Origin of the sequence: Paenibacillus sp. W2I17, from assembly GCF_030815985.1 — a bacterium.
Classification (GTDB): domain Bacteria; phylum Bacillota; class Bacilli; order Paenibacillales; family Paenibacillaceae; genus Paenibacillus.
Window position 1 is genome coordinate 6,365,343 of sequence record NZ_JAUSXM010000001.1, and the last position, 21,465, is coordinate 6,386,807.

Here is a 21,465-nt window from a genome sequence, read left to right on the forward strand (position 1 = left end):
ATAAAGAGAGGTATTTCTCCATGACGGATACAAGTGGGAATCGCAAAGTTGACGGCTATCTAAAGAAACTTAAAACGTGGAAGGAAGAGTCCACAAAGCTGAGAGAGATTATTCGGGATTTTGAACTGACAGAGGATATGAAATGGATGCACCCTTGTTACATGCTGGATGGGAAAAACATCGTACTAATTCATGGATTCAAAGAATACGTGGCCATTCTGTTCTTCAAAGGTGCTCTACTGAAGGATACACACGGCATTTTGGTCCAGCAAACGGAGAATGTACAGGCAGAACGCCAGCTTCGTTTCACCAGTCTGGAGCAGATTGTGGAGCAGGAGGATATGATCAAAGCCTATATCCAGCAAGCGATTGAAGTGGAACAGGCTGGATTGCAAGTGGAAATGAAAAAAACTGCCGAATATAACGTTCCCGAGGAACTTCAGCAGCAATTCGATGAGAATCCTGCTTTCCAAGATGCATTTGAAGCACTGACACCCGGACGTCAGCGGGCATATCTCTATTATTTCTCACAACCGAAGCAATCCAAAACAAAAGTGTCACGAATCGAGAAGTACATGCAGCCGATCCTGGAGGGCAAAGGATTGAATGATTAAGGTGTTTGCTTGATAAAGGTATCTACCATCCAATCAAAGAATCTTTGCTTCTCTTCATAATGTGGGTAGTGAGCCGAGTTTTTATAGGCAATGAATTCCTTTTGATTTCCTTCAATCTGGTCAAAAAACACCTTGGCGGCATGGGATGAAGTCATTAAGTCGTAATCTCCCATGACAAAATAAAAGGGTAGGTCCAGCTTCGTAATCAAGGATGGCAAAGGACGGCTCAGGGCTTCACTTATCAGTATTTCTTGCGAATAAATGATCCCTTTATTAAAACGAATGGCATCCAGCATATTATATTCAGGGCTGAACGTCATTCCCAGAAAGCTGGTGTCAGGGCTGTCCATCAACCTTGATGTGCCCCCATAACGTTTAACGAGATCTCGCGGCGTGAATGCCTGTCCTTGTTTGATCGGTTCATAGATCTGCTCCAACTGGTCTACGTCTTCATGATTATCAGCCAACTTGGCTTGCTCCATAACGTAATTCCATCCGTCCATCTCGCTCAGTTGTGTATCTGCCATCTGCCCGATCCCAATGTAGGCTTCATATTTATCGGGTGCCCGATGCGCAGCAAGAGTTCCTATGTATGTTCCATATGAATGACCAATTAATATTACCTTTTTCTTCCCCAGACGTTGAGTAATATAATCGGTGACGGCCAGTGCATCCTCAACCAGCACATCAGCTGAGAGATTGGAATAGTCCTCGAAAAAATGATAGGATTTGCCGCTTGCTCTCTGATCATAGTTCACAATCGTAAACTGAGATTCTAATAAATCTTGGTACTTTTTCGCGTACGGAAGTTCAGATGCACCCGGTCCACCGTGTAAATAAAGGATAACTGGGTTGTCCAGATCCTGTCCTCTGATCATGATTTCATGTCCCGTACCGTTGATTTTAACTTGTTCCAATACATGAATACTGTTTGTGCCTTTTATTTTTGGCGTCCATGTTGGAAAATAAAGAACTGCGAGTGATAGCGTTAGGGTTGTGACGCCTAGCCACAAACCTGTTTTCTTCATTTTGTTCATAGGATATGTCTCCTCTGGTTCAATGTCTTGATGTAATTATTGTTCATAAACTCATAATTCTATCTTACGTGACTCGTCATTGATTCAAATCGTACGCCAGATTGAATTTGTTCTCAGTCTCAGGTTAGACATAAAAGACCTCAGTCCTGAAGAATTCAGGACCAAGGCCGCCGCTTAACTATCTTTTTATGTTTATGAAAAGACCTCGATATAATGAAGCTACAGCAGAAAGATCGGAATAAATAAGGCAGGCAGCAGATTCAATACCTTGATCTTCGTAATCTTCAAAATATTTAACCCCGCACAAAGTGCCAGGATGCCACCAATCAGGGTAATTTCGTTCATGATGTTCGTCGTCATGAAGACGGATAAGAAATCAGCTGAGAAGAAGACCAGCACTTCGATGACCAATAAAATGAACGCTGAGAAGATGATGCCGATCCCGAAGGTGGAGGCCAGAATCAATGACGTAATGCCCGAGAAAATCGTATTGATTTGCAAAAAGGTATTATCCCCCTGTAATGCACTTTGTAGTGGCCCCAGAATCGGGATCGATCCCACGCACAACAATGAGATGGCAACCGTTAATCCTTCATTTAGGCCATTGGACGAGAATTTGGTCATGATGTTGGACAAGATGTTCTCGAAATTTATGAGTTGCCCAATGACCCCACCTAATGTAAGGAAGATGATAAACATAATTTGATATTGGCTGGTCGATATGCTGCTCATGGTTGTACTCATGCCTATGATGAGCGCGCTGATCCCAATCACTTGATTGAGTATGGACTTATAACCGTCATTCATGAACCTTTTGGAGATGGCCCCAAGGGTACTTCCGCATATAATTGAAAAACAATTGATCAATATACCAAGCATGATTTCACTCCTGAATTCACCAAACTGAGTTTAGAACATCGTCGACTTCTTTGATTCTTGTGACAGATGGTGTTTGAATTAGATTTCCTTTGACCATGACCATAGAGATGTCTGACAAGGCCTCGATATGTTCCAGCGGATTTTGCTCCATAATAATTAGATCAGCATGTTTTCCGATATCCACCGTCCCTGTAACATCGTCAACACCGAGGATTTTCGCATTGGCTCGGGTTACCATGTCGATGACCTGTTTGTTGTTGAGGTTGGCCTGTCTCATGTAATGGTCCATCTCTCTCCACATATCATAGTGAGTCACATAAGGCATAGCGGCATCAGTACCGATACCAATGGTGATGTCGTTTTCGATCGCTTGTTTTACGCCTTTGAGCATGGAATCGTAGACCAGTCTGGAGTTCTCTTTTACCGTTGCACTTACCTTCGTTACGCTAGTATCCAGTGAAGCGGATGGATAAGCGGCTTGCAGGGTGGGGATGAGTGCGGTGTAGCCATTCAGGGCATTGGGATTATTTTTGTACAAACGAATGATTTCGTCGTCCATCTCCGAACCGTGCTCAATCGTATCGACGCCACCCATCAACGCAACCCTTACGCCTTCCGTGCTCTCCACATGCGCTGCCACCCGCAGGCCAATCTTATGCGCTTCATCGCAGATCGCTGCAACTTCGTCCACCGTCATCTGTAAACGGCCAGCTTCGCCCACCATTTTCGCATCCGTCACGCCACCCGTCACACAGATTTTGATCAGATCCACACCGTGTTTCACATTGATGCGCACATTTTTTCTGGCTTCCCACGGGGAGTCACCAACCAGAGCCAGGAATGGAGCGCCGTGTCCGCCTGTGACACTTAGGAAAAACCCAGAGACAAGCAGATTAGGGCCGACAAATTCACCGTTATTAATCTCATCTCGCAGCTGGACGTCGGTGTAAAAAAATTCCCCCACACTGCGCATCGTCGTTACACCCGCATGGAGTGCGGTCAGCGCGTTGCGTTTCATGCGTTTTTTCAATACGTTTCTACCAAACTTAGTGTTCAATATCCGATCATAGGCAAACTGCAACAAGCCTCCACTGACCGAGAGACTGAACGGTTTACCGTCTGCAAAGAGGTGCACGTGGGCGTTGATCAGTCCAGGCATCACGTATTTCCCTGAGAGGTCAATTGTTGTGTAGTGACTAGGGATAAGCTGTTCATTTTCTTTGCCGATATCCTGGATAAGTCCTTGTTCATTGACGAGAATGGTCATGTTTTTTTGCAGATTGCGGCTTGAGTCGCCGTGGATCAGATTGACGTTTTTCAATGCGTAAGCGGTGTTCATGTTGTGTTCCTCCTTAGAATGTGGGTTAAAGCAAGTAGTTAGGGTAATGGTAGATACTTGATTCAATAATGAATAATTAATTCATTTTTAGGTTAAAAAAATAGGCAGATCTATGATGAAGTTTTTTGCGTGCAAACCAATTGGAGTTGATCTGATCTACACGCTTTGTCTATCCGGCATAAGTGATGAGATGGAGCGTTATTCGTTGAGACTCTTCATACCGTACAGTCTGTATACATACAACGCTTCGAATATTTGCTTCCGGCTGTCCTCACTCATATCCCGCTTCAATAGATCCAGGTTCATATCGATCACGTTATGTGCGAGGATGTTCAGCAAGATCAAATTCTCCTCGGTGCCAATCTCATACCGTTTATATTGGTTCTTGAGATAGGCTTTCTTGGTTTCGATCATCAGCTCAACAAGTTCATTCTTGGCGTTGGTGTAGATGGTGCCTTTATTCTTTTCGAAGATGATGACAATCTGATTCCGGTATTTCCGTAATACGTCTACCTGTTCCTGCAACAGCGCCGACTTTCGCTCGCTATCCGTTTCCTCGAACAAGGTCTGATTATCAAAGTGAATCGTCTCCACCAGCACATTTTTCAAATAATCTACCAGATCCGGCGGCACGACAGCGTAGAATAGTTCTTTCTTGTTCTTAAAATAAGTATAGATATTGCCCACGGAAATATTAATCTCATTCGCAATATCGCTCATCTTGGCCTCCACATAGCCCTTTTCAAAAAAGACTTTGAGCGCCGCGTATTCAATCTCTTTCCTGACTTCATCTTTCTTGGCTTGCACCATCGAGAACGACTCCTTAATAGTGAATGGTTAGTTCGTTATTAGGATAGAGTTTTTTTGGGGGTTTGTCAATGAGGTGAGGAAGGGGACTTTATTTGAGAAATACTCTAACACAATAAATATTGTTCCAATTTCTTGATAATATTTCGGAACAGTAAATATCAGCATAAAGAAAGAGAACACTAGTTTGGAAGGTATTGGGTAACATTATAGCGAAATCTGTAGAACCAATACCATGAATGTTGTGTTGCTTTATGGTGAAAAAATTAAATTATGCATGGAGGTAAGATGAATACTGAAATAATGGCGCTACCTGCGTTGGATGGAGACTGTTTTTTGATAAGATTTGGGGAAAAAAAAGATATAAAAAATATCTTAGTTGATGGAGGAAGAGGGCCTATTGGTTTTCAAAAATTAAAAAAAGAAATACATAATATGATTTTAAAAAATGAATTCATTGATCTATTAGTTCTTACACACGTGGATCGTGATCATATTCAAGGAATATTATCACTATTTAAAGACAAAAGTATACCCAAAAATATATTTAGGAAAATTTGGTTTAATTCAGGAAGGGTTTTATATGAATATTTTAGTAACGAAATACAACAAAATAGGGATATCTACCTAACAGACACCGAATCATCAAGAGTTAGTATTGCTCAAGGCATTCAATTTGAATCTATTATTGAAACTTTAGGTATTTCAAATAAAGATATAATTAAATCACTTGATTACTTTCAAATTGAGGGTGCAACATTTACTATATTATCTCCAAACATAGAAACTTTAACTAAATTACACGAAGATTGGGAAACCGAGTTGGGTGAAGGGACCTCTAAAATCAGTTTTTCTACACATTCCAAAGATAGATTTGATATAGATCAGTTGATAAATGATAAATTTATTGAGGACAAAAGCTTACCCAATAAAACAAGTATAGCTTTTATATTTGAGTATAGAAACAAAAAAATACTGATGTTAGGCGACTCTCATCCATCCATTATTGTAAATAGTTTAGAGGCATTAGGGTATTCAAAAAGAAATAAGTTGAAAATTGATTTAATGAAAGTATCTCATCATGGAAGTAAGTATAATACTAGTGATGAGCTTCTTCAAATTATTGAATGTAAAAAATTTTTGATTAGCACTAACGGAGTAAAACATGGTGTTCCTGATAAGGAATGTTTGGCGCGTATCATTAATTCTAATAAAGATAAGACATATTTATATTTCAACTATAAACAACGAAGTGATATTTTCACAAAAAAAGATATGGAAAACTATGATTTCGAATGCATTTTGCTAAATTCAAATCAGCACAACTATCATTTGGAGGTCTAATAGATTGTTAAGCGATAATTATTCTCAGATGGCTGTTAGAATTCAAGTGGGTGGTACTAAACCTTCTCTAGGTAGTGGTTGTTTGTTTCAGCCACATTCAGATGAATATTCATATGTCTTAACAGCAAAGCATTGTCTAATAGGTAAAGATTTTGATAACCCAAATGTTTTTGAACTATCTGATATTAGTATATTCAGAGATTCAGATTTTGGAGGAGAAAAATTGAATGTGATATCTTATAAGATACATCAAGATGACTCTTATGATATTGCTTGTATTATTGTGAAAAAAGTTAATGATCTCCCCAATCTATTAATCGGTGAGCCACATAGGAACTGTGAAATTATCTCTTATGGATACCCGTATATCTTGAATGATCGAAACATTTGTGGGCAATTATTTGAAGCTAAAATTATGCATATTCAAAGAAATGAGCAAAAGCGGTTTACAGCGAAGGTAGATGTAGGATTTTTAACATATGAGAATGATGCTTTGACAAATATTGAAGGATACTCTGGATCGGCCGTATATATTCAAGAGAATGAAGGTTTACTTATAGTTGGCGTAATAATAGAACTTAAACATCCATCAGGTGTTTTTTCTGAGTTTATTGTTGAAAATATATCAAGCTTCAACGAGTTCTTGTTGGCAAATTCGTTGAAGCCATTGGAGCCAAGTTGTTTATCAACATTTGATTATTATTTCCATAATGCATTTTTAGGATATAGTGAATTCGAAAGGTCTTGGTTGAAACAAAAACTGCAAAGTTCGGTTAGTGCGGAAGTTACTCCAGCAAAAATTAAAGATGTTCTTAGAGAGAAATTATTGGTTCCTTATTCGGATTATAGTGAATCGGTATCTATTCATGATGATTTATGGAGGGGATGGGTATTATTATTAGTTGCGCTAAGTCATGATAGTAATTTTAAATTAGAGTCAAAAGACCTATCATCCCCTATTCTTTTATATAAAACTAATTCTGATGCCAGAAAAGATCCAATTCATCACTTTTTCGTTAAAAGATTTTATAACTTCCATGACTTTATTGAACACATTGTTACTAAAGATAATATTTATGATGATATTCGCCAAGACGGAATAATCATTGTAAATAACTCTGGATCATTCAAAGCAGCGGCTCTAAATAAGTCTCAGATAAAAAATATAATAACCGATATTTCACAAACTAAACCACTAAATGGAGTAATTAATATTGATGACCCAGAGATCGACAAAAATATTTCTGTATTTCATTTGAAGAAATTTGAAAATATTTTCGAATCGGTAGACTGGAATAAGGATCTTAGTACAATCGATCAAGAATTAAAAATAGAGTTAGAAAGGGTATTTGAAAAATGATAGAACAGAATAATATTATAATCCCTAAATTAGAACTAGATAGTCAACAAAGTTTAGAGCACCTGCTATGTTGGGAAAAAAAAGATCCTAACTTCTCATTTTATATATTCAGTATTCAATTTCATAGCAATGTTCAGTTGGAAGAAATGTGGAGAAAAATCAATAACATCATAGCTACATATTTTCAAAGCAATCTAAATAAAAATGTTGAAAAATGGAATATTTATTTATTTTTCTTTGTTGTAGATAAAGTATCAAGAGATGTTAAATATAAGATTGAACAAGATAAATACTGTTCAAGGAAAATAATAATTGATAGTAATGAAGAATGGTTAGATGAAAATAAGATAATGAATTATATACAAATGCAACTATTTACCTTGAAAATTGAGAAAAAAATTGATGGATTGAATGATATTGCCTTGGCAAGTAAATTATTTAACTCAGATAATGCTGAATTAGCTAATCTATTCCTAGAATTCATACAACTGAATAACAAAAAATTAAAAAAAGAAAAAATACAAAATTACTTAAATGAAAGGAGAAAAAGAAATGAAATTTAAATCGATTGAGATTGAAGCATTCCGGGGTTATAACGAAAGTCAGATTTTTGATTTTACAGTAGAAGAAGAAATTATGAATTTGATAGTTATCTATGCCCCTAATGGTTTCGGGAAAACTTCTTTTTTTGATGCGGTTGAGTGGGGGTTCTCTGGAAATATAAAGAGGATATATGGCAATAATCGAGTAAAAGAAATTGCTAATCATGATAAAGGTTACATATTGAAGAATAAAAATAGTTTGAATAGATATGGAAGAGTAGAGTTTATATTAGAAAATAATGAAAAAATTGTTTTAGGAACACCTGTATTAAATGGTAAAAGACAACGTGATGATGATAAGCCAGTTATCTTTCAGTCTAGTGAATTCTTCAAAGAACATCGGAATAAATTGTTTATAAATCAGAATGTATTAACACATGATAAGATAGATTCTTTTTTAAGATTTTCAACTTCTACTGAAAGATTCAATGCATTAAAAGAATTTTGGGATCACAGTGATGATACTCTGGTGTACAGTAACTTAATCCAAATGTACAAAGACGTTCAAAAAAAATGGGAGGATATCTCTAATAAGATAAGTGCTCAGAGGACTGAACTCAATGCCATTAAGCCTAATGAATTAGTAATTTTGAATGTGCATAAATTGGTAACTGAGGTTTTCAGAAATGATCCGGATAACATGCCAATTATTATGGATGAATCTTCAGATTATGACCAGGCTATGCAAAGTCTTAACAAAAAGTTGTCTGTGTTTGAGACAATAGCGACTCAGAGTAAGAATGAAATTGAAAGGGCAACTAACTTAAGTGTAAGACTTAAGAAGGACTATATTAACTCCAAGAGTTCAATTATAGAAAATTTTAGTCAGAAAAATGAGTTGAATAAAATTTTAAATACTTTCAACAATTTGAACGTAGAACAACAGAATTTCAAGCAGTATGAAGCAAAGATAGCAGAATTAAATTTAAAAATTAGAGGTGTCACATACTTAATAAATCAATACGGTTTTTATGAAATGATGAACAGTAAAATAGCTGGATTAAGTGCGAGTAAATCTGAGTTAGATAGAAGAATATATAATATTAATGAAGAGATGTTTCTTATTGAAAAAGAGCATATAAATGAAAATCAAGAATATGAATTTCTTATAGAGAAACGAAAAAAGATAAAAAACGACCTATCTTTATTAGAAGATTGCTATAGCAAAATTTCGTCTTTAGAAAAGAAAATATTCTATGAAAATAGAATAAGGAGAATTGAACACTGTTTAATCGAGCAAAGGAAGAAAGAACAACAATTAGAATTTATTATCAATAAGTATAAAGAATATAGAGCTGCAGATAATAATTCTTTATGGGGAAAAGTATCAATGGAACATCCGTCAGATGATATTGAAGTTCTATATGATCAATGTGTAAAACTGTTCAATAGAAATGTTGAGCTTAGTAATTTAATTGACGAAAAAAACAGTTTATATTCTAAATACAATGGTTTAAATGGTGATTTGTTAGAATTAATTGAGTTAGGGACTAAACTCGTTACAGAAACAAAAAATTCTTCTTGTCCCTTGTGTAAACATCAATATAACGATTTCAATGAACTCTTAAAAAAAATAAACAATGACACGAAGTATCTCTCAGAAATAGATATCCTTACTAATCATATAAATATGTTAGAAGAAGAGAAAAATAATAATACTAACAAGCTAATAATACTTAGAGAAGCTTATAACGAAAGTATTAGTACTACTATAGAAAGTCTCCAAAGTAAATACGTGAGGTATATTGATAAAGAGAAGTATTTAATTGGAAAGTTAAAAAATTCAAAAGAGCTATTCAATAAACATCAAGATAATATAACTTTAATCTATGATTTTCTTATAGGCTATAATAAATCAAACTATTTCGAGGAGACTCGTCAAAAGCTTGATTTAGTTTCACTTGAAATAAATTTAAATCTTGAGCGAATGAAAGAGACAATAGGTGGAATTGAAAATTCTATAGAAATTACGAAAAATATAATAATAAGTAAGAAACATGAATTAACTAAATTAAAAAGTAACTTTGAATTTATTAACAATCAAATCTCTGATCTTTTAAATAATAAAGAGTTTAATGAATACAGAAGAATTTTATTACATGAGTATGAATTGTTAGAAAATGAGAATTTCATTGAGACACTAACACAAATGAAAGATTCTTTTAATGCATTACTAGTTACCGAAACTTTAGGTTTAAATGAAACAATTAAAAATTACAATAATTTTTTAAAGGAGTTAGAAGGTAAGAATTATGAAAACATTGTTAACAGTGTTAATCAAATTGATGTATTAAACCATGAATTAAATAATATCAAAAACCAATTTTTCACTGAATACAAACTGCTCCTTGATGTAGATGATGTCTCTCTGAATCACTTAGAGCAATTTATATCACAAAAAAATAAAACTAAATCCCAAAATGATAAATTAATACAGGTGTGTAAAGAAGCTATTAACAATCTCGATGTTCTAGAAAAAAATGAGTTATGGATAAGGAAAAAAAATATCTTAAATGATTTATTGGCTGAACAAGAATATGTTGATCAGTTGTTAAGAGATACAAATTCATTAGTTTTAACTGGCAAAGAGCATATTGAAAAACAAATAGAAACAAAATTTAATTTAGCAACAATCAACAAAATATATCAAATGATAGAGCCTCACCCCGACTTCACCAATATTGAATTTAGAATAATACAACAAGAGGATAGTCAATTAGGCTTAATGGTTTCAGCCTTGAATAAAGAAAAAACAAAAGAAGAGTCTCCAATACTATTCTTTAGTTCTGCCCAAGTAAATATACTTTCTTTAAGTATATTTTTAGCTAAAGCTCTTGAAAGTAATAATGGTTATAACACTATTTTTATGGACGACCCGATCCAACATTTAGATAGTATAAATTTACTTTCATTTATAGACCTGTTAAGAATAATCACAACAGAATTGGACAAGCAGGTTATAATTGCTACCCATGATGATAGATTTTTTAATTTAGTGAAAAGGAAATTAGATCCAAATTTTTTTAAGTCTAAATTTGTACAACTAGAGTCTTTTGGGAGAATTAAATCTGAAGATCATTATTGATTTTGAAGAAGAATTAATATAGCGCTCTAACTGTTAATGCGCTTTTGTACAAAATTATTTATTTTCAATTGTACGTCTTCGCGTACCACTTTCGCCTTTAGTCTATGTTAATCTCTTTTTAACAAAGGAGAGATTAACATGACAAGTACCAACAGCGAAGACCTGTCTTCGCAGTACGCACAACTCGTAAAGCAAGAAGACGATTACGTAGACCAACTAGTCACATGCAACAAACTCATCCTAGACGCCATGGACATTATTGCGAAGCAGGCAGGTGTGCTAGAGATGGATACCGTGAAACAAGCAGCATATCACCTTCATTCCATGGAACAGGATCTGAACCGAAAGTTATTTAAAGTCCGACTGGAGAAGAGCATCTTGGCAAATCAAATGAGTCAGTCTACATAAAACCACCTTAACTAAAGGACAGTGCAGGATCATATAAGCTGATCTTGAACTGTCTTTTTGCCTTTCCGTCCAAACGTTTCTCACTCTCAATTTAGCATTGACTTTCCTCCCAAATCCCCCTACACTTCAATTATTAAAATACTTTTAAAAACATTCATTGAATGGTTCGAAATGAATGAAAGGAGGCATATAACTAAGCATGTTACCCACATCACACAACACCCAACAGGTCAAACGTATTAACGTTGAACTGGTGAAGAATACGCTTCGATCGATGGGCGTAGGCACGAAGGCTTCCATTGCAAACTTGACGAAACTCAGCGTAGCCACATGCGGCACGATCCTGAACGAATTACTCCAAACGGGTGAGATTATCGATCTGGGTCCAGACGAATCAAGCGGGGGAAGGCCAGCGAGTCGGTATCAGTTTAATGCGGACTACGCAAGCGTACTATGCCTGATTATTCGAACGGAGGGCGGCATTCACTCAATCACACATACATATGCCAATCTGAACGGAGAGATGGCGGACGAACAGACGCTCATTTTGGATGAGATTAATGTAACTGTGGTAGAGGATCTGATTGCAAACCTGATTGAACAACACCACAATGTGCAGGCGATTGGTATCGGTATACCTGGTGTAGCACACAACGGTGTTATTGGCATTTGCGATGTACCGGAGCTGATGTATCAGCCACTTGGGCCAAGGCTTAAAGAGCAATATGAAGACGTGGAAGTGGTCATTGGCAACGACATGAACCTGACGGTCTACGGGCTGTATAACCAGCAGCAATTTGAGGAAGAGAAGAACTTTGCGGTGGTCACGTTTCCAGAGAACCATTTTCCGGGTGCAGGCTTTATCATAGATGGTCGTCCGCTGACCGGGAATACGCAATTTGGGGGCGAGGTGTCGTTTTTACCTTTTGGCGTGTCACGAGAAGAGCAGTTGCGAATGTTGAAAACGGCGGAAGGGTTGCAGGAACTGGTTGTACAGACGCTTGTATCCATCATCGCAATCATTAACCCGGCTACGATTGTGGTTACAGGCGATACGATGGACCCGGCTATGAGGGATGGACTGACGAAAGGTTGTCTGGATCGAATGATTCCATTGGAGCATATGCCGGAGTTAATCATCCAGAGAGATACTCGGCGCGAATATGTTACGGGGTTGGTCGCGGTTACGCTGGAGAGCCTGACCTACCGCATTCAGGTAATTGAGAAGCAGTGGTAAAGGAACTGAACGTTGATCGAAGGATGATCTCTCATCAGATCGAATAAATTGTAGTAACCCTTTTATATAAAATGAACTATTTCATTAAACAGGTAACGGAGAGGACAGAAAAAACCTGAAAAAACAAAGTGTTCGCCTTTATCACCGGATTTTCCCTTTGGAGAAGGGAATTCAAAAAATCTGGGGATAACAGCGATTGGAAGGTTATTCTGTCATTGGAGTGTCCAAGTTAATGACCGTTGTCTCAACTTATATAGACACAATGGAGGAACTTATTTTGAATGAGCAAGCAGGTACGCAAGGCAACAAACGAAAGTTCAACAAGCTGTACGCCATGCAACTGGCAACAATCTTTCTGGGATTTATCGTATTTGGCATATCGGAAAATATTAAAGGGCCGGCCATTCCGCGCATTCAATTCGACTTTAATCTGGATGAGAAACAACTCGGGACATTATTGTCCCTGAACGCACTCGGTTACCTGATCGCCTGCTCCTTCACGGCTATTCTGGTTCGCAAATGGGGCATCAAGGCGGTTAGCATCATATCGTTTGCATCGATGATCCTATCGGGTGTGTTCATTTATGTGTCTCATACCTATCCACTCTTTGCTTCATCGTACTTCTTCATGTACATCGGTAACGGCATGCTGGAGATTGCTTTGGCGATTCTGGGTGCGCGGATTTTTGTGAAAAACACAGGTACGATGATGAACCTGTCTCATTTCTTCTATGGACTGAGTTCAACGGTGGCGCCTTTGCTGGCGACGGGTGTGATGTCCTTGACGGTGTTCGGACACGAATTGGACTGGCGCGGTATGTATCTGGTGATGTTGTCACTCTGCCTGCTGCCGATTATTGCGGCGCTGCGCAGCAAATTCCCGGGGGACGATCTTCCACATGAAGATCGGACTTCACTGAAGACGCTAACACGTGATCCTGCCCTTTGGCTGATGGTGCTCATTCTTTCTTTTGGCGTGGTATCGGAGCTGGCGGTTGGGGGTTGGCTGGTTAATTTCCTGGAAAAAGCCTACACGTGGGACACGGTCAAAGCCTCTGGGTTATTATCTGCGTTCTTCCTCACGTTCTCGCTGGGACGCCTGCTGCTCGGACCATTGACGGACCGGATCGGATTTGTATTGTCACTGATTCTGTTCTCGGCTTTCTCGGGAGTATGTACGTTCGTGGCGCTTGGAGGGGGAGAACGTCTTGCGATTTTCTTTGCAATATCTGGCGCAGGAATAGCGATGATCTATCCAACAGTTATGGCATTTATCGCACGCAGATATCCGAACGGCAGTGACACCGCGATTACGTTCACGGTTACCTTGATGGGGGTTGGTAGTGTCATCGGTAACTATGTGATTGGCTGGGTGATTGAGGGCGTGAAGAATTTGTACGGTTCAACGACTCAGTTGGGACTGCTGCGCGGACTTCAAGCGGGATATGGATTCATCGGTTTATGTGCTGTGATCTGTGCGGCATCGGGAGTAGTGCTGTATGTGTATTTGAAAAGACGAAAGGAATTGATTTAGAAATCAATTGAACTGATAAAGCCCCACTGATCGCCATGATCGGTGGGGCTTTGCATATGAATAACCAAGTTAGATTAGTACGGTGTATCACCTATCGCAGTATCTTCAACAAATCATAACCACGGGCCATGTAGAGTAAGGTTTTTTTCAACATAAACCAGCTACTCTACTATACAGCCCGCATTTCCTCAGGCAAGCCTATGACTTGTTCAAAGCCGTTCTTCTTTTCCAACGTTTCAGCAGCACATACAAACCAAAAGCACCTAAGAAAATCACCGCTGCCGGAACGATATAAGGTTTAACAATCTCGTCCACATGCTCCCACTGAGAGCCTAGTTTGAAGCCTAAGTAGATGTACAATGTGGTGATCGGAAGCATGGCCAAGAATGTAAAGATACTGAATTTAAACACATTCATCTTCGCCATACCACAAGGGATGGAGATCACGGTCCGAATGCCGGGGACAAAACGTCCATAGAAAGCTACCCCGCTGCCATATTTCTCGAAGAACTTATCGGAAGCGTCCAGATGGTGGGGGCGAATCAAGAAATACTTGCCGTATTTTTCGACCATCGGTCTGCCGCCGTATCGTCCCAGGGCATACAACGTCAGAGGTCCAAACGTTCCACCTACGGTACCAGCCAGAATCGCCAGCCAAAGCTTCATATCTCCAAGATACACCCAGTATCCTGCCATGGGCAGCACAAGTTCAGCGGGTACAAATTCAAACGACAAGGCAATAACCAGACCTGCGTATGACAAATCTTTAAAAAAGAGTATAAATTGCGTGATCCATTCTGTCATGCTTTCCCTCCATGAATCTATCTTTTTTATATATAAAAGAAACACTCCTGTACAAAGAGTAACAATAGCGAATAGAGCTTGTCAAAGCTCACATGAAAGGCCTTTTCGGTACATGCTTCAGCAATATGTTTACCTGTACATAAGGTTTGACATGGATTCAACGGATGGCTAATACAGAACTTCGTACGGAAGCAAGGATATAACTCTCTGAAAATGTTTCCAAATATAGTATGATAAGACTATCACTAGCTTCTTCACCATCCTATACATAAAGAGAAGGAGATCAGCACATGACCGTAACTTCGATTATCGAACAAATTCATATTATTGAATACGATCCCTCTTACGCTGCCGCACTCGCGGATATGTGGAACCGTAGTAATGAAAGCTGGGGAGGTGGCACCAACCATAGAACAGAGGAAACGGTTCGCCGGGAGATGGAGAATTCGTCCAATCTTCATGCATTTCTAGCTGTTCATGGGAAAGAGGTGGTTGGTTTTTGCAGTTTTGCCCACTACCGCTATGACGAGAAAGCCCTATATGTACCGCTGCTGAACGTACGCCCCGACTATCACGGGTACAAGGTTGGACGTAATCTGATCCTGAATGCTGTGCGCAAGACCGTAGAGGTCGGATGGCCCCGCTTGGATCTGTTCACATGGGCAGGCAATACAAAGGCTGTACCGATGTACAAGAAATGCGGGTTCTTCTGGGAGAAAAAAGATGATAACGTGCATCTGATGAATTTCATCCCTACCATCTTGCAGACCGAAGCACTCGCTCCTTATTTTGAGGAGTTGGATTGGTATGCAGATAGCACGCGTGAACTCGTCATCGAGCCGGATGGCCGACGGGAGCGCGGTTTTGATTTCTTTGACTACACGTGGAAAAAGGGAGATGTCTCCCTGCGGGCTGAATTTGAAAAGTCGGGTCGCGGGCTGACTGCCCTCGAAACACCGGATTACGAAATCTCAACAGAGGTCGACGATCATGATCTGGTTTTCGGTTCCAGCTATAACGTTCGCTATCGCATCAAGAACACTTCCGCGTCCGAACTGGCGGTTGAGATCAAGGGTGAGGATAACAAAAACATTCGATTTGCGCTGGACACTGCACGAGCAGTTGCTCCGGGAGAAACCATCATCGTGGAAGGTGAGTTTCACCTTGATCCGATTACAGAGGAACAGAATAACAATAAGACGCATCCCGTTGTTGCCAGCACATGGTTAATCGGCGGTAAGAAAGCGGAGTTCAGGTTGGGTATCGCCCCGAAATTCCCAGCCAAGATCAAGACCGTCTTGCCCGAGAAGGAGCTCTATCCAGGCATCCCGGCGGAGTTGGTTCTGAACGTGGAAAATAATGTGGATGCAGAAACGGAGTTCAGCTTGGACCTGCCTGAGGATGAATTCCTTGAATGGGCGGAGCGTTCGATACGCTTTACGGTGCCTGCCAAAGGCAAAGTGTCCGTGCCGGTGCCTTTCACCTTGCGTTCGTATGGTCTCTATTCTGAAGAAGTTGAAGTGACGGCTGTCCCAGTGGGGAACCATGCGATCTCTTTTACAAGCAAACTTTCTGTACTGATGAAGGGAATCGAAGGGAAATATGGCGGGCAGATTGAGGATCAATGGGTAGCTGTCAACGGCGCGTTTTCCCTTCATATGAGCAAGCAGGATAACATCATGTGGATTGAATACCCGGGCTCCCGTCATTCGTTCTGGTGGACTTATCCGAAGCTGGGTAAGCCGTTTGCCGAAGAGTTATCCAAGAAACAAGCAAAAGAAGTGAAGATCTATCCTGAAGGGGAACGTCAGGTTCTTGAAGCACTGTATGACTCGGAGGATTTCCCTGGCTTGCAGATCAAGTCCCTGGTCAAGCTGTCTGCGAATGGAATCGCCGAATTCCACCACGAGGTTGAGAATACACGAGACACCGCCTGGGAAGAGGACCTGTATCTAATGAATAACTTCGGTTTCTATGGTAACAGGTTAATCCTTCCTTATCAGGGGCGCTTCGTGGATATGGGTGATGATTATGCGGGGGATCCGAACCATTGGGACAGTTCACAGATTACGGAAAACTGGCTGTTTTGCAAGGAAGAGTATGGCGCGTGCGGCATCTATTGGGACCCTTCTCTGAAGCTGCTTCGTCCGGAATACACGCTGGGGTTGCAGCATGAGCTTGGACGCTTGGAGGCTGGGGCTGTGGCACAAACCAAGGAAACGGTGTTTGCCCTGAACACGTTTGCCAAATGGTCGGATTTCCGTGCGTTTGCACGGAAGCAGCGTAACCCGGTCATTCCGTTGCTGGACAGTCATCTGGATCTGACACTGAGTGAGGGGAATCCATTTGCTCCGGACGTGCTGCAAGCAACATTGACTGAACACAAACTGGTTCCGCTTGCGGGCAAACTGGAGCTGTACGTACAGCAGGGTGCCGAACCGGAGGTTATGGCAATTGCGAAGGAGTTCAATCCGGAGCAGAATCTTAACTCCGCCAAGCTGACATTTTCACCAGACGAAGTGGACCGCCACCAGCACGTGAGTGGTTGGAAAGTTCGTGGGCTATATCGGGGTGAAGATCGGATTCAGGAGCGAACTGCCCTTTGGTTCCCGCAGAGCGGAACAGAGGTGAAGAAGAAGATTGAAGAAGGTTCATCTGGACCTTTGTACACCGTAGACAATGGAGTATTGTCGATCGCCGTTGCTCCTGAATTCGGGAGTGTAGTACACTCCCTGAAATATGCAGGAGAAGAATGGCTGGACAGCTCGTACCCTGAACCGTCTCCACGCTCGTGGTGGAATCCGTGGTACGGCGGACTGGGTGTGGGGATTCCGGGCATGAATGGTTTCAGCCGTCAGTTGGAACAGAGGGCCGCTTCCTGGACAGAGCAGAAGGATCAATACGGCAACGTCTGGAAGGGTGTGAAACTGACCACCCGGATTGAGAAGCATGAAGCGAATCGGGGAATCACGATCCACCAGCATTATCTGATGCTGCCGGGTGTCCCTATACTCTGCACCCTGCTTGCCGTGACGAACGAAAGCGGACTGACGCTGACGAATTACTCGCTTGCGGAGGAACGTTTCCTCCAGCCTTCATCTGTATTTGCGGAAGGTTGGATAGAGCAACCGGGTAAAGATCGATTCCCGCTGGGCAAGGTGGATGTGGGCCTGCCACTTGAAGACCTTTTGCGAGTAGGATCGGTTTCGCGTGAAAACATGCTGCATGCGGTCCATCGTTACCCGAATCAGAGTGCGTGGGGGTTTGCCAATAATCAGGTGACAGGTCTGAACGTGAATCATCATCTGACACTCCATCACGGGGAGACGGTCTGGACGGAGCCAACATATCTTGTCCTGGGGCCAATCCCGCTGAGTTCACCGGATGTGCATGACCTTCTCAAACTGAATTTTGCAACTTCTACCGATGAAAAGGAGGCTTCACATGCCGATCATTGATATTCACATTCATCTGTCGGACATCGACAGCTTTCACCGAACAGCAATCGATCTGTCTAAAGTGGATTACTCTGCCGCTGGTCTTAAAGCGGAGTTTGATAAAAACGATGTCATTCTTGGCATTGGAATGGGGGTTACGGAGCAGACGAAGGGAGCGTTCCCGGATTCCAGTTCTCCTAACCCGATGGGACTTGACCTGGAAGAGAAGGTTCCGTCATTCCTCATGGAGTGTGTGGGGATCAATCCCAATGCGCTAGATGGTAAACACGCTCAGGACGAGCTTGACCGGATTGAAGCTAGACTGCAATCCCCTGAGGTAGCCGGAATCAAACTCTATGCCGGATACTATCATCACTATGTGTATGACAAAATCTATACTCCGGTCTATGAACTCGCAGCCAAGTACAACTTGCCTGTCGTGATTCATACGGGTGACACGTACTCCATGAACGGGTTGCTTAAGTACTCGCATCCACTGACGGTGGATGAATTAGCCTTGCAGCAACGCGGTGTGAACTTCATGATCTGTCATCTGGGGGACCCCTGGGTGATGGATGCTGCTGAAGTGGTGGCGAAGAATCCTAACGTGTACGCGGATTTGTCTGGTCTTGTGGTGGGGGATCGGCCTCATTTTGAACGGTTCATGAACGAGCCTTTGTTCATGGATCATTTCCGCCGGGCCTTGGTCTATTCGGATCATTACGAGAAAATGCTGTTTGGCACTGACTGGCCGCTTGCGCCCATCGATCTATACGCCGAATTCGTCCGCCGGCTTGTACCGGAGCAGCATCATGATAAGGTGTTCTACGAGAATGCTTTTGGGCTGTTTCCACGTATTGGACAGCGTATTGCCGATCTGGGGTAGAACCTAAGTCCCGAATTAATAATATCTGAGGGGATGTATACCAGGGATGTTATGGAAGCATGCGATGGTTATATTGAATCCCTGTGATGTAAGCTCCTGCCGCTTTGCTGGCAGGAGCTTTTTTGTCTAGGAAAACAGTGTTTAGCCATGACAGACTCCACACTCATCTGTTATCTCCTTCTTGCCTGTATTTGTTTTTACGAATAAAGAGAACTATAATGGTGGATGCACAAAATTTCAGACTTCTTTGGAGGAACATACGTTATGAGATCTTTTCAGTTTTATAATCCGACCCGGCTGATTTTTGGCAAAGGGCAACTTCAAGCACTACAAACCGAAGTTCCAAAATACGGAAAGCGTATTTTGCTTGTATATGGTGGTGGAAGCATCAAACGTAGCGGGCTGTACGATCAGGTAATCAGCCAGTTGAATGAAATCGGAGCAGAGGTTACGGAACTGGCTGGTGTAGAACCGAACCCTCGTCTGTCTACGGTTCATAAGGGTGTAGAGTTATGCAGAACACATAACATTGATCTGGTTCTTGCGGTTGGCGGCGGCAGTGTACTTGACTGCGGGAAAGCCATCGCAGTAGGAGCCAAATACGATGGAGACATGTGGGATGTTGTTGTGCGCGAAGCAACCCCGGAAGGCGGACTTCCACTGGGTACAATTCTAACGATGGCAGCGACAGGCTCCGAGATGAACAACGGTTCAGTAATAACCAATCAGGACACGCAGGAAAAATGGGCATGGTTCAGCGAGTATTCTTTCCCAGCGTTCTCCATTCTCGATCCGGAGTACACATACACCGTACCACTGGATCAGACTGTATACGGCATGGTGGACATGATGTCTCATGTGTTTGAACATTATTTTCATCTGGATACCAATACACCGGTTCAGCTTGGATTCTGTGAGACGATTCTTCGTACTGTCATTGATACGGCCCCTCGTCTGATTAAAGATCCAGAAAACTATGAACTGCGTGAAACCATTCTCTACTGCGGAACAATGGCGCTTAACGATGTCCTGAATATGGGTCTTGCCGGGGATTGGGCTTCTCACAATATTGAACATGCCGTATCGGCTGTGTATGACATTCCCCATGGGGGAGGCCTTGCGATCCTTTTCCCACACTGGATGAAGCACAATCTGGATGTGGATGTAGATCGATTTAAACGTCTGGCCGTTAATGTATTTGATATCAACCCTACTGGAAAATCGGACAAACAAGTTGCTGAAGAAGGCATTGAAGCGCTGCGCAACTTCTGGACTTCAATAGGTGCTCCTAGCCGTCTGGCGGACTATGACATAGACGACAGTCAGATTGATGTGATGGCTGATAAAGCGATGCGATTCGGTCCGTTCGGATTCTTCAAAAACTTGCAGCGTGAAGATGTAGTACAAATTTATCAAGCTGCACTGTAATTGTAAATCTTACAATCACTTTGTATAGTGAGTCACCTTAAACAAGGACCTTCCTTTAATACTAAGGAACGTCCTTGTTTTTTATTATGACATCATATCTTGTGCGCTCTACCGTTTATACCAGATCATATCTTGCCAGCACCGTAAGGTTGCTGCAATGATCACAATGACAATCGTGGATATCAACGTCACGTTTTTCTGGACTTCAATGTCATGTGATCCCCTTCTCGAATTAATCCTTGGCTTTAACTACGGCTTCATCGACATGGATATCCTTTCGTTTCAGATACAACTTGCTTGGACGATGCAAGAGCACGATGAGCAGGGCGAAGAGATGAATCAAAGTGAACAGGTTACTCTCATTCGGAATGGCAACGAACAGCGCCAGACTCAGAAACGTCACGGTGAGCTTGAACTTTCTCTTGGTGATGAATATAACAGCGAGCAGGCTGGGACCGATGATAAACAACATTCTCGCTATGATTACGCCAGAGGCATAAGCCAGATCATTTCCTTTGCGTGAGAAAGCAAGATAGGCCTCCATGTTCTGGTTGAAGTCAATGAGGAACGCGATAAAGGACACAATCACGTAGATCAGTTTTACACTTAACAAAATGCGCACGACATTTAATAGCGTGGGTAATGCTGTTTTTACCATACCACT

The 21,465-nt window shown here is 41.2% G+C and carries 17 protein-coding genes; 11 read left to right on the top strand and 6 right to left on the bottom strand.

The features are described 5' to 3' along the window. The first annotated feature begins 20 nt into the window (after positions 1–20). Positions 21–614, top strand: a complete 594-nt coding sequence (locus tag QF041_RS28355) for a YdeI/OmpD-associated family protein (RefSeq protein ID WP_307416498.1) — start codon at positions 21–23, stop codon at positions 612–614. Here QF041_RS28355 and QF041_RS28360 read toward each other — a convergent pair. The 4 genes from QF041_RS28360 to QF041_RS28375 form a co-directional block, all read right to left on the bottom strand. Further along, positions 611–1,651: an alpha/beta fold hydrolase gene (locus QF041_RS28360; protein ID WP_307416499.1), complete on the bottom strand. Its 1,041-nt coding sequence runs from the start codon at positions 1,649–1,651 to the stop codon at positions 611–613. The two genes, QF041_RS28355 and QF041_RS28360, sit on opposite strands and share 4 nt — an antisense overlap. A 219-nt stretch (positions 1,652–1,870) precedes the next feature. Beyond that, positions 1,871–2,530: a DUF554 family protein gene (locus QF041_RS28365; RefSeq protein ID WP_307416500.1), complete on the bottom strand. Its 660-nt coding sequence runs from the start codon at positions 2,528–2,530 to the stop codon at positions 1,871–1,873. Between the two features lie 16 nt (positions 2,531–2,546). Beyond that, a complete protein-coding gene (locus tag QF041_RS28370) occupies positions 2,547–3,869 on the bottom strand; it encodes an amidohydrolase family protein (RefSeq protein WP_307416501.1) in 1,323 nt (440 codons plus the stop codon). Positions 3,870–4,067: 198 nt separating this feature from the next. Further along, positions 4,068–4,679, bottom strand: a complete 612-nt coding sequence (locus QF041_RS28375) for a TetR/AcrR family transcriptional regulator (protein ID WP_307416502.1) — start codon at positions 4,677–4,679, stop codon at positions 4,068–4,070. Between the two features lie 285 nt (positions 4,680–4,964). Here QF041_RS28375 and QF041_RS28380 point away from each other — a divergent pair, with 285 nt between their 5' ends. The 7 genes from QF041_RS28380 to QF041_RS28410 all read left to right on the top strand — a co-directional run bounded on the left by QF041_RS28380 (position 4,965) and on the right by QF041_RS28410 (position 14,246). Continuing rightward, positions 4,965–6,020, top strand: a complete 1,056-nt coding sequence (locus QF041_RS28380; RefSeq protein WP_307416504.1) for a ComEC/Rec2 family competence protein — start codon at positions 4,965–4,967, stop codon at positions 6,018–6,020. A 4-nt stretch (positions 6,021–6,024) separates the two neighbouring features. Continuing rightward, a complete protein-coding gene (locus QF041_RS28385) occupies positions 6,025–7,380 on the top strand; it encodes an ABC-three component system protein (RefSeq protein ID WP_307416505.1) in 1,356 nt (451 codons plus the stop codon). Continuing rightward, positions 7,377–7,943: an ABC-three component system middle component 1 gene (locus QF041_RS28390; protein WP_307416506.1), complete on the top strand. Its 567-nt coding sequence runs from the start codon at positions 7,377–7,379 to the stop codon at positions 7,941–7,943. The genes QF041_RS28385 and QF041_RS28390 overlap by 4 nt, the downstream gene beginning before the upstream one ends. Continuing rightward, a complete protein-coding gene (locus tag QF041_RS28395) occupies positions 7,933–11,067 on the top strand; it encodes an AAA family ATPase (RefSeq protein ID WP_307416507.1) in 3,135 nt (1,044 codons plus the stop codon). Before QF041_RS28390 ends, QF041_RS28395 begins: the two co-directional genes overlap by 11 nt. 138 nt (positions 11,068–11,205) lie before the next feature. Then, on the top strand, positions 11,206–11,475 hold the full coding sequence (locus tag QF041_RS28400; protein ID WP_307416508.1) for a hypothetical protein: 270 nt from the start codon (positions 11,206–11,208) through the stop codon (positions 11,473–11,475). Positions 11,476–11,674: 199 nt separating this feature from the next. Next, positions 11,675–12,712: an ROK family protein gene (locus QF041_RS28405; protein ID WP_307416509.1), complete on the top strand. Its 1,038-nt coding sequence runs from the start codon at positions 11,675–11,677 to the stop codon at positions 12,710–12,712. A 334-nt stretch (positions 12,713–13,046) separates the two neighbouring features. Then, positions 13,047–14,246 carry an MFS transporter gene (locus QF041_RS28410; protein WP_307417071.1) on the top strand — a complete coding sequence of 400 codons (1,200 nt, stop codon included), beginning with the start codon at positions 13,047–13,049 and terminating at the stop codon, positions 14,244–14,246. 198 nt (positions 14,247–14,444) lie between these two features. Here QF041_RS28410 and QF041_RS28415 read toward each other — a convergent pair whose 3' ends face one another. Next, positions 14,445–15,050 carry a DedA family protein gene (locus QF041_RS28415; RefSeq protein ID WP_307416511.1) on the bottom strand — a complete coding sequence of 202 codons (606 nt, stop codon included), beginning with the start codon at positions 15,048–15,050 and terminating at the stop codon, positions 14,445–14,447. Between the two features lie 290 nt (positions 15,051–15,340). Here QF041_RS28415 and QF041_RS28420 point away from each other — a divergent pair, with 290 nt between their 5' ends. From QF041_RS28420 to QF041_RS28430, 3 genes are all read left to right on the top strand, one after another. Beyond that, on the top strand, positions 15,341–18,508 hold the full coding sequence (locus QF041_RS28420; protein ID WP_307416512.1) for a GNAT family N-acetyltransferase: 3,168 nt from the start codon (positions 15,341–15,343) through the stop codon (positions 18,506–18,508). Next, positions 18,495–19,373 carry an amidohydrolase family protein gene (locus tag QF041_RS28425; protein WP_145323737.1) on the top strand — a complete coding sequence of 293 codons (879 nt, stop codon included), beginning with the start codon at positions 18,495–18,497 and terminating at the stop codon, positions 19,371–19,373. The genes QF041_RS28420 and QF041_RS28425 overlap by 14 nt, the downstream gene beginning before the upstream one ends. A gap of 264 nt (positions 19,374–19,637) precedes the next feature. Further along, complete coding sequence (locus QF041_RS28430) at positions 19,638–20,801, top strand: iron-containing alcohol dehydrogenase (RefSeq protein ID WP_307416513.1); 1,164 nt, start codon at positions 19,638–19,640, stop codon at positions 20,799–20,801. A gap of 232 nt (positions 20,802–21,033) precedes the next feature. On the opposite strand, the gene QF041_RS28435 is transcribed toward QF041_RS28430, so the two are convergent. Then, on the bottom strand, positions 21,034–21,459 hold the full coding sequence (locus QF041_RS28435; protein WP_307416514.1) for a hypothetical protein: 426 nt from the start codon (positions 21,457–21,459) through the stop codon (positions 21,034–21,036). Positions 21,460–21,465: the final 6 nt, after the last annotated feature.

Excerpts from the sequence above, each read along its gene's own strand:
- QF041_RS28355 (WP_307416498.1), top strand. The coding sequence starts at position 21 with ATGACGGATACAAGTGGGAATCGCAAAGTTGACGGCTATCTAAAGAAA.
- QF041_RS28360 (WP_307416499.1), bottom strand. The coding sequence starts at position 1,651 with ATGAACAAAATGAAGAAAACAGGTTTGTGGCTAGGCGTCACAACCCTA.
- QF041_RS28365 (WP_307416500.1), bottom strand. The coding sequence starts at position 2,530 with ATGCTTGGTATATTGATCAATTGTTTTTCAATTATATGCGGAAGTACC.
- QF041_RS28370 (WP_307416501.1), bottom strand. The coding sequence starts at position 3,869 with ATGAACACCGCTTACGCATTGAAAAACGTCAATCTGATCCACGGCGAC.
- QF041_RS28375 (WP_307416502.1), bottom strand. The coding sequence starts at position 4,679 with ATGGTGCAAGCCAAGAAAGATGAAGTCAGGAAAGAGATTGAATACGCG.
- QF041_RS28380 (WP_307416504.1), top strand. The coding sequence starts at position 4,965 with ATGAATACTGAAATAATGGCGCTACCTGCGTTGGATGGAGACTGTTTT.
- QF041_RS28390 (WP_307416506.1), top strand. The coding sequence starts at position 7,377 with ATGATAGAACAGAATAATATTATAATCCCTAAATTAGAACTAGATAGT.
- QF041_RS28395 (WP_307416507.1), top strand. The coding sequence starts at position 7,933 with ATGAAATTTAAATCGATTGAGATTGAAGCATTCCGGGGTTATAACGAA.
- QF041_RS28400 (WP_307416508.1), top strand. The coding sequence starts at position 11,206 with ATGACAAGTACCAACAGCGAAGACCTGTCTTCGCAGTACGCACAACTC.
- QF041_RS28405 (WP_307416509.1), top strand. The coding sequence starts at position 11,675 with ATGTTACCCACATCACACAACACCCAACAGGTCAAACGTATTAACGTT.
- QF041_RS28410 (WP_307417071.1), top strand. The coding sequence starts at position 13,047 with ATGCAACTGGCAACAATCTTTCTGGGATTTATCGTATTTGGCATATCG.
- QF041_RS28415 (WP_307416511.1), bottom strand. The coding sequence starts at position 15,050 with ATGACAGAATGGATCACGCAATTTATACTCTTTTTTAAAGATTTGTCA.
- QF041_RS28420 (WP_307416512.1), top strand. The coding sequence starts at position 15,341 with ATGACCGTAACTTCGATTATCGAACAAATTCATATTATTGAATACGAT.
- QF041_RS28425 (WP_145323737.1), top strand. The coding sequence starts at position 18,495 with ATGCCGATCATTGATATTCACATTCATCTGTCGGACATCGACAGCTTT.
- QF041_RS28430 (WP_307416513.1), top strand. The coding sequence starts at position 19,638 with ATGAGATCTTTTCAGTTTTATAATCCGACCCGGCTGATTTTTGGCAAA.
- QF041_RS28435 (WP_307416514.1), bottom strand. The coding sequence starts at position 21,459 with ATGGTAAAAACAGCATTACCCACGCTATTAAATGTCGTGCGCATTTTG.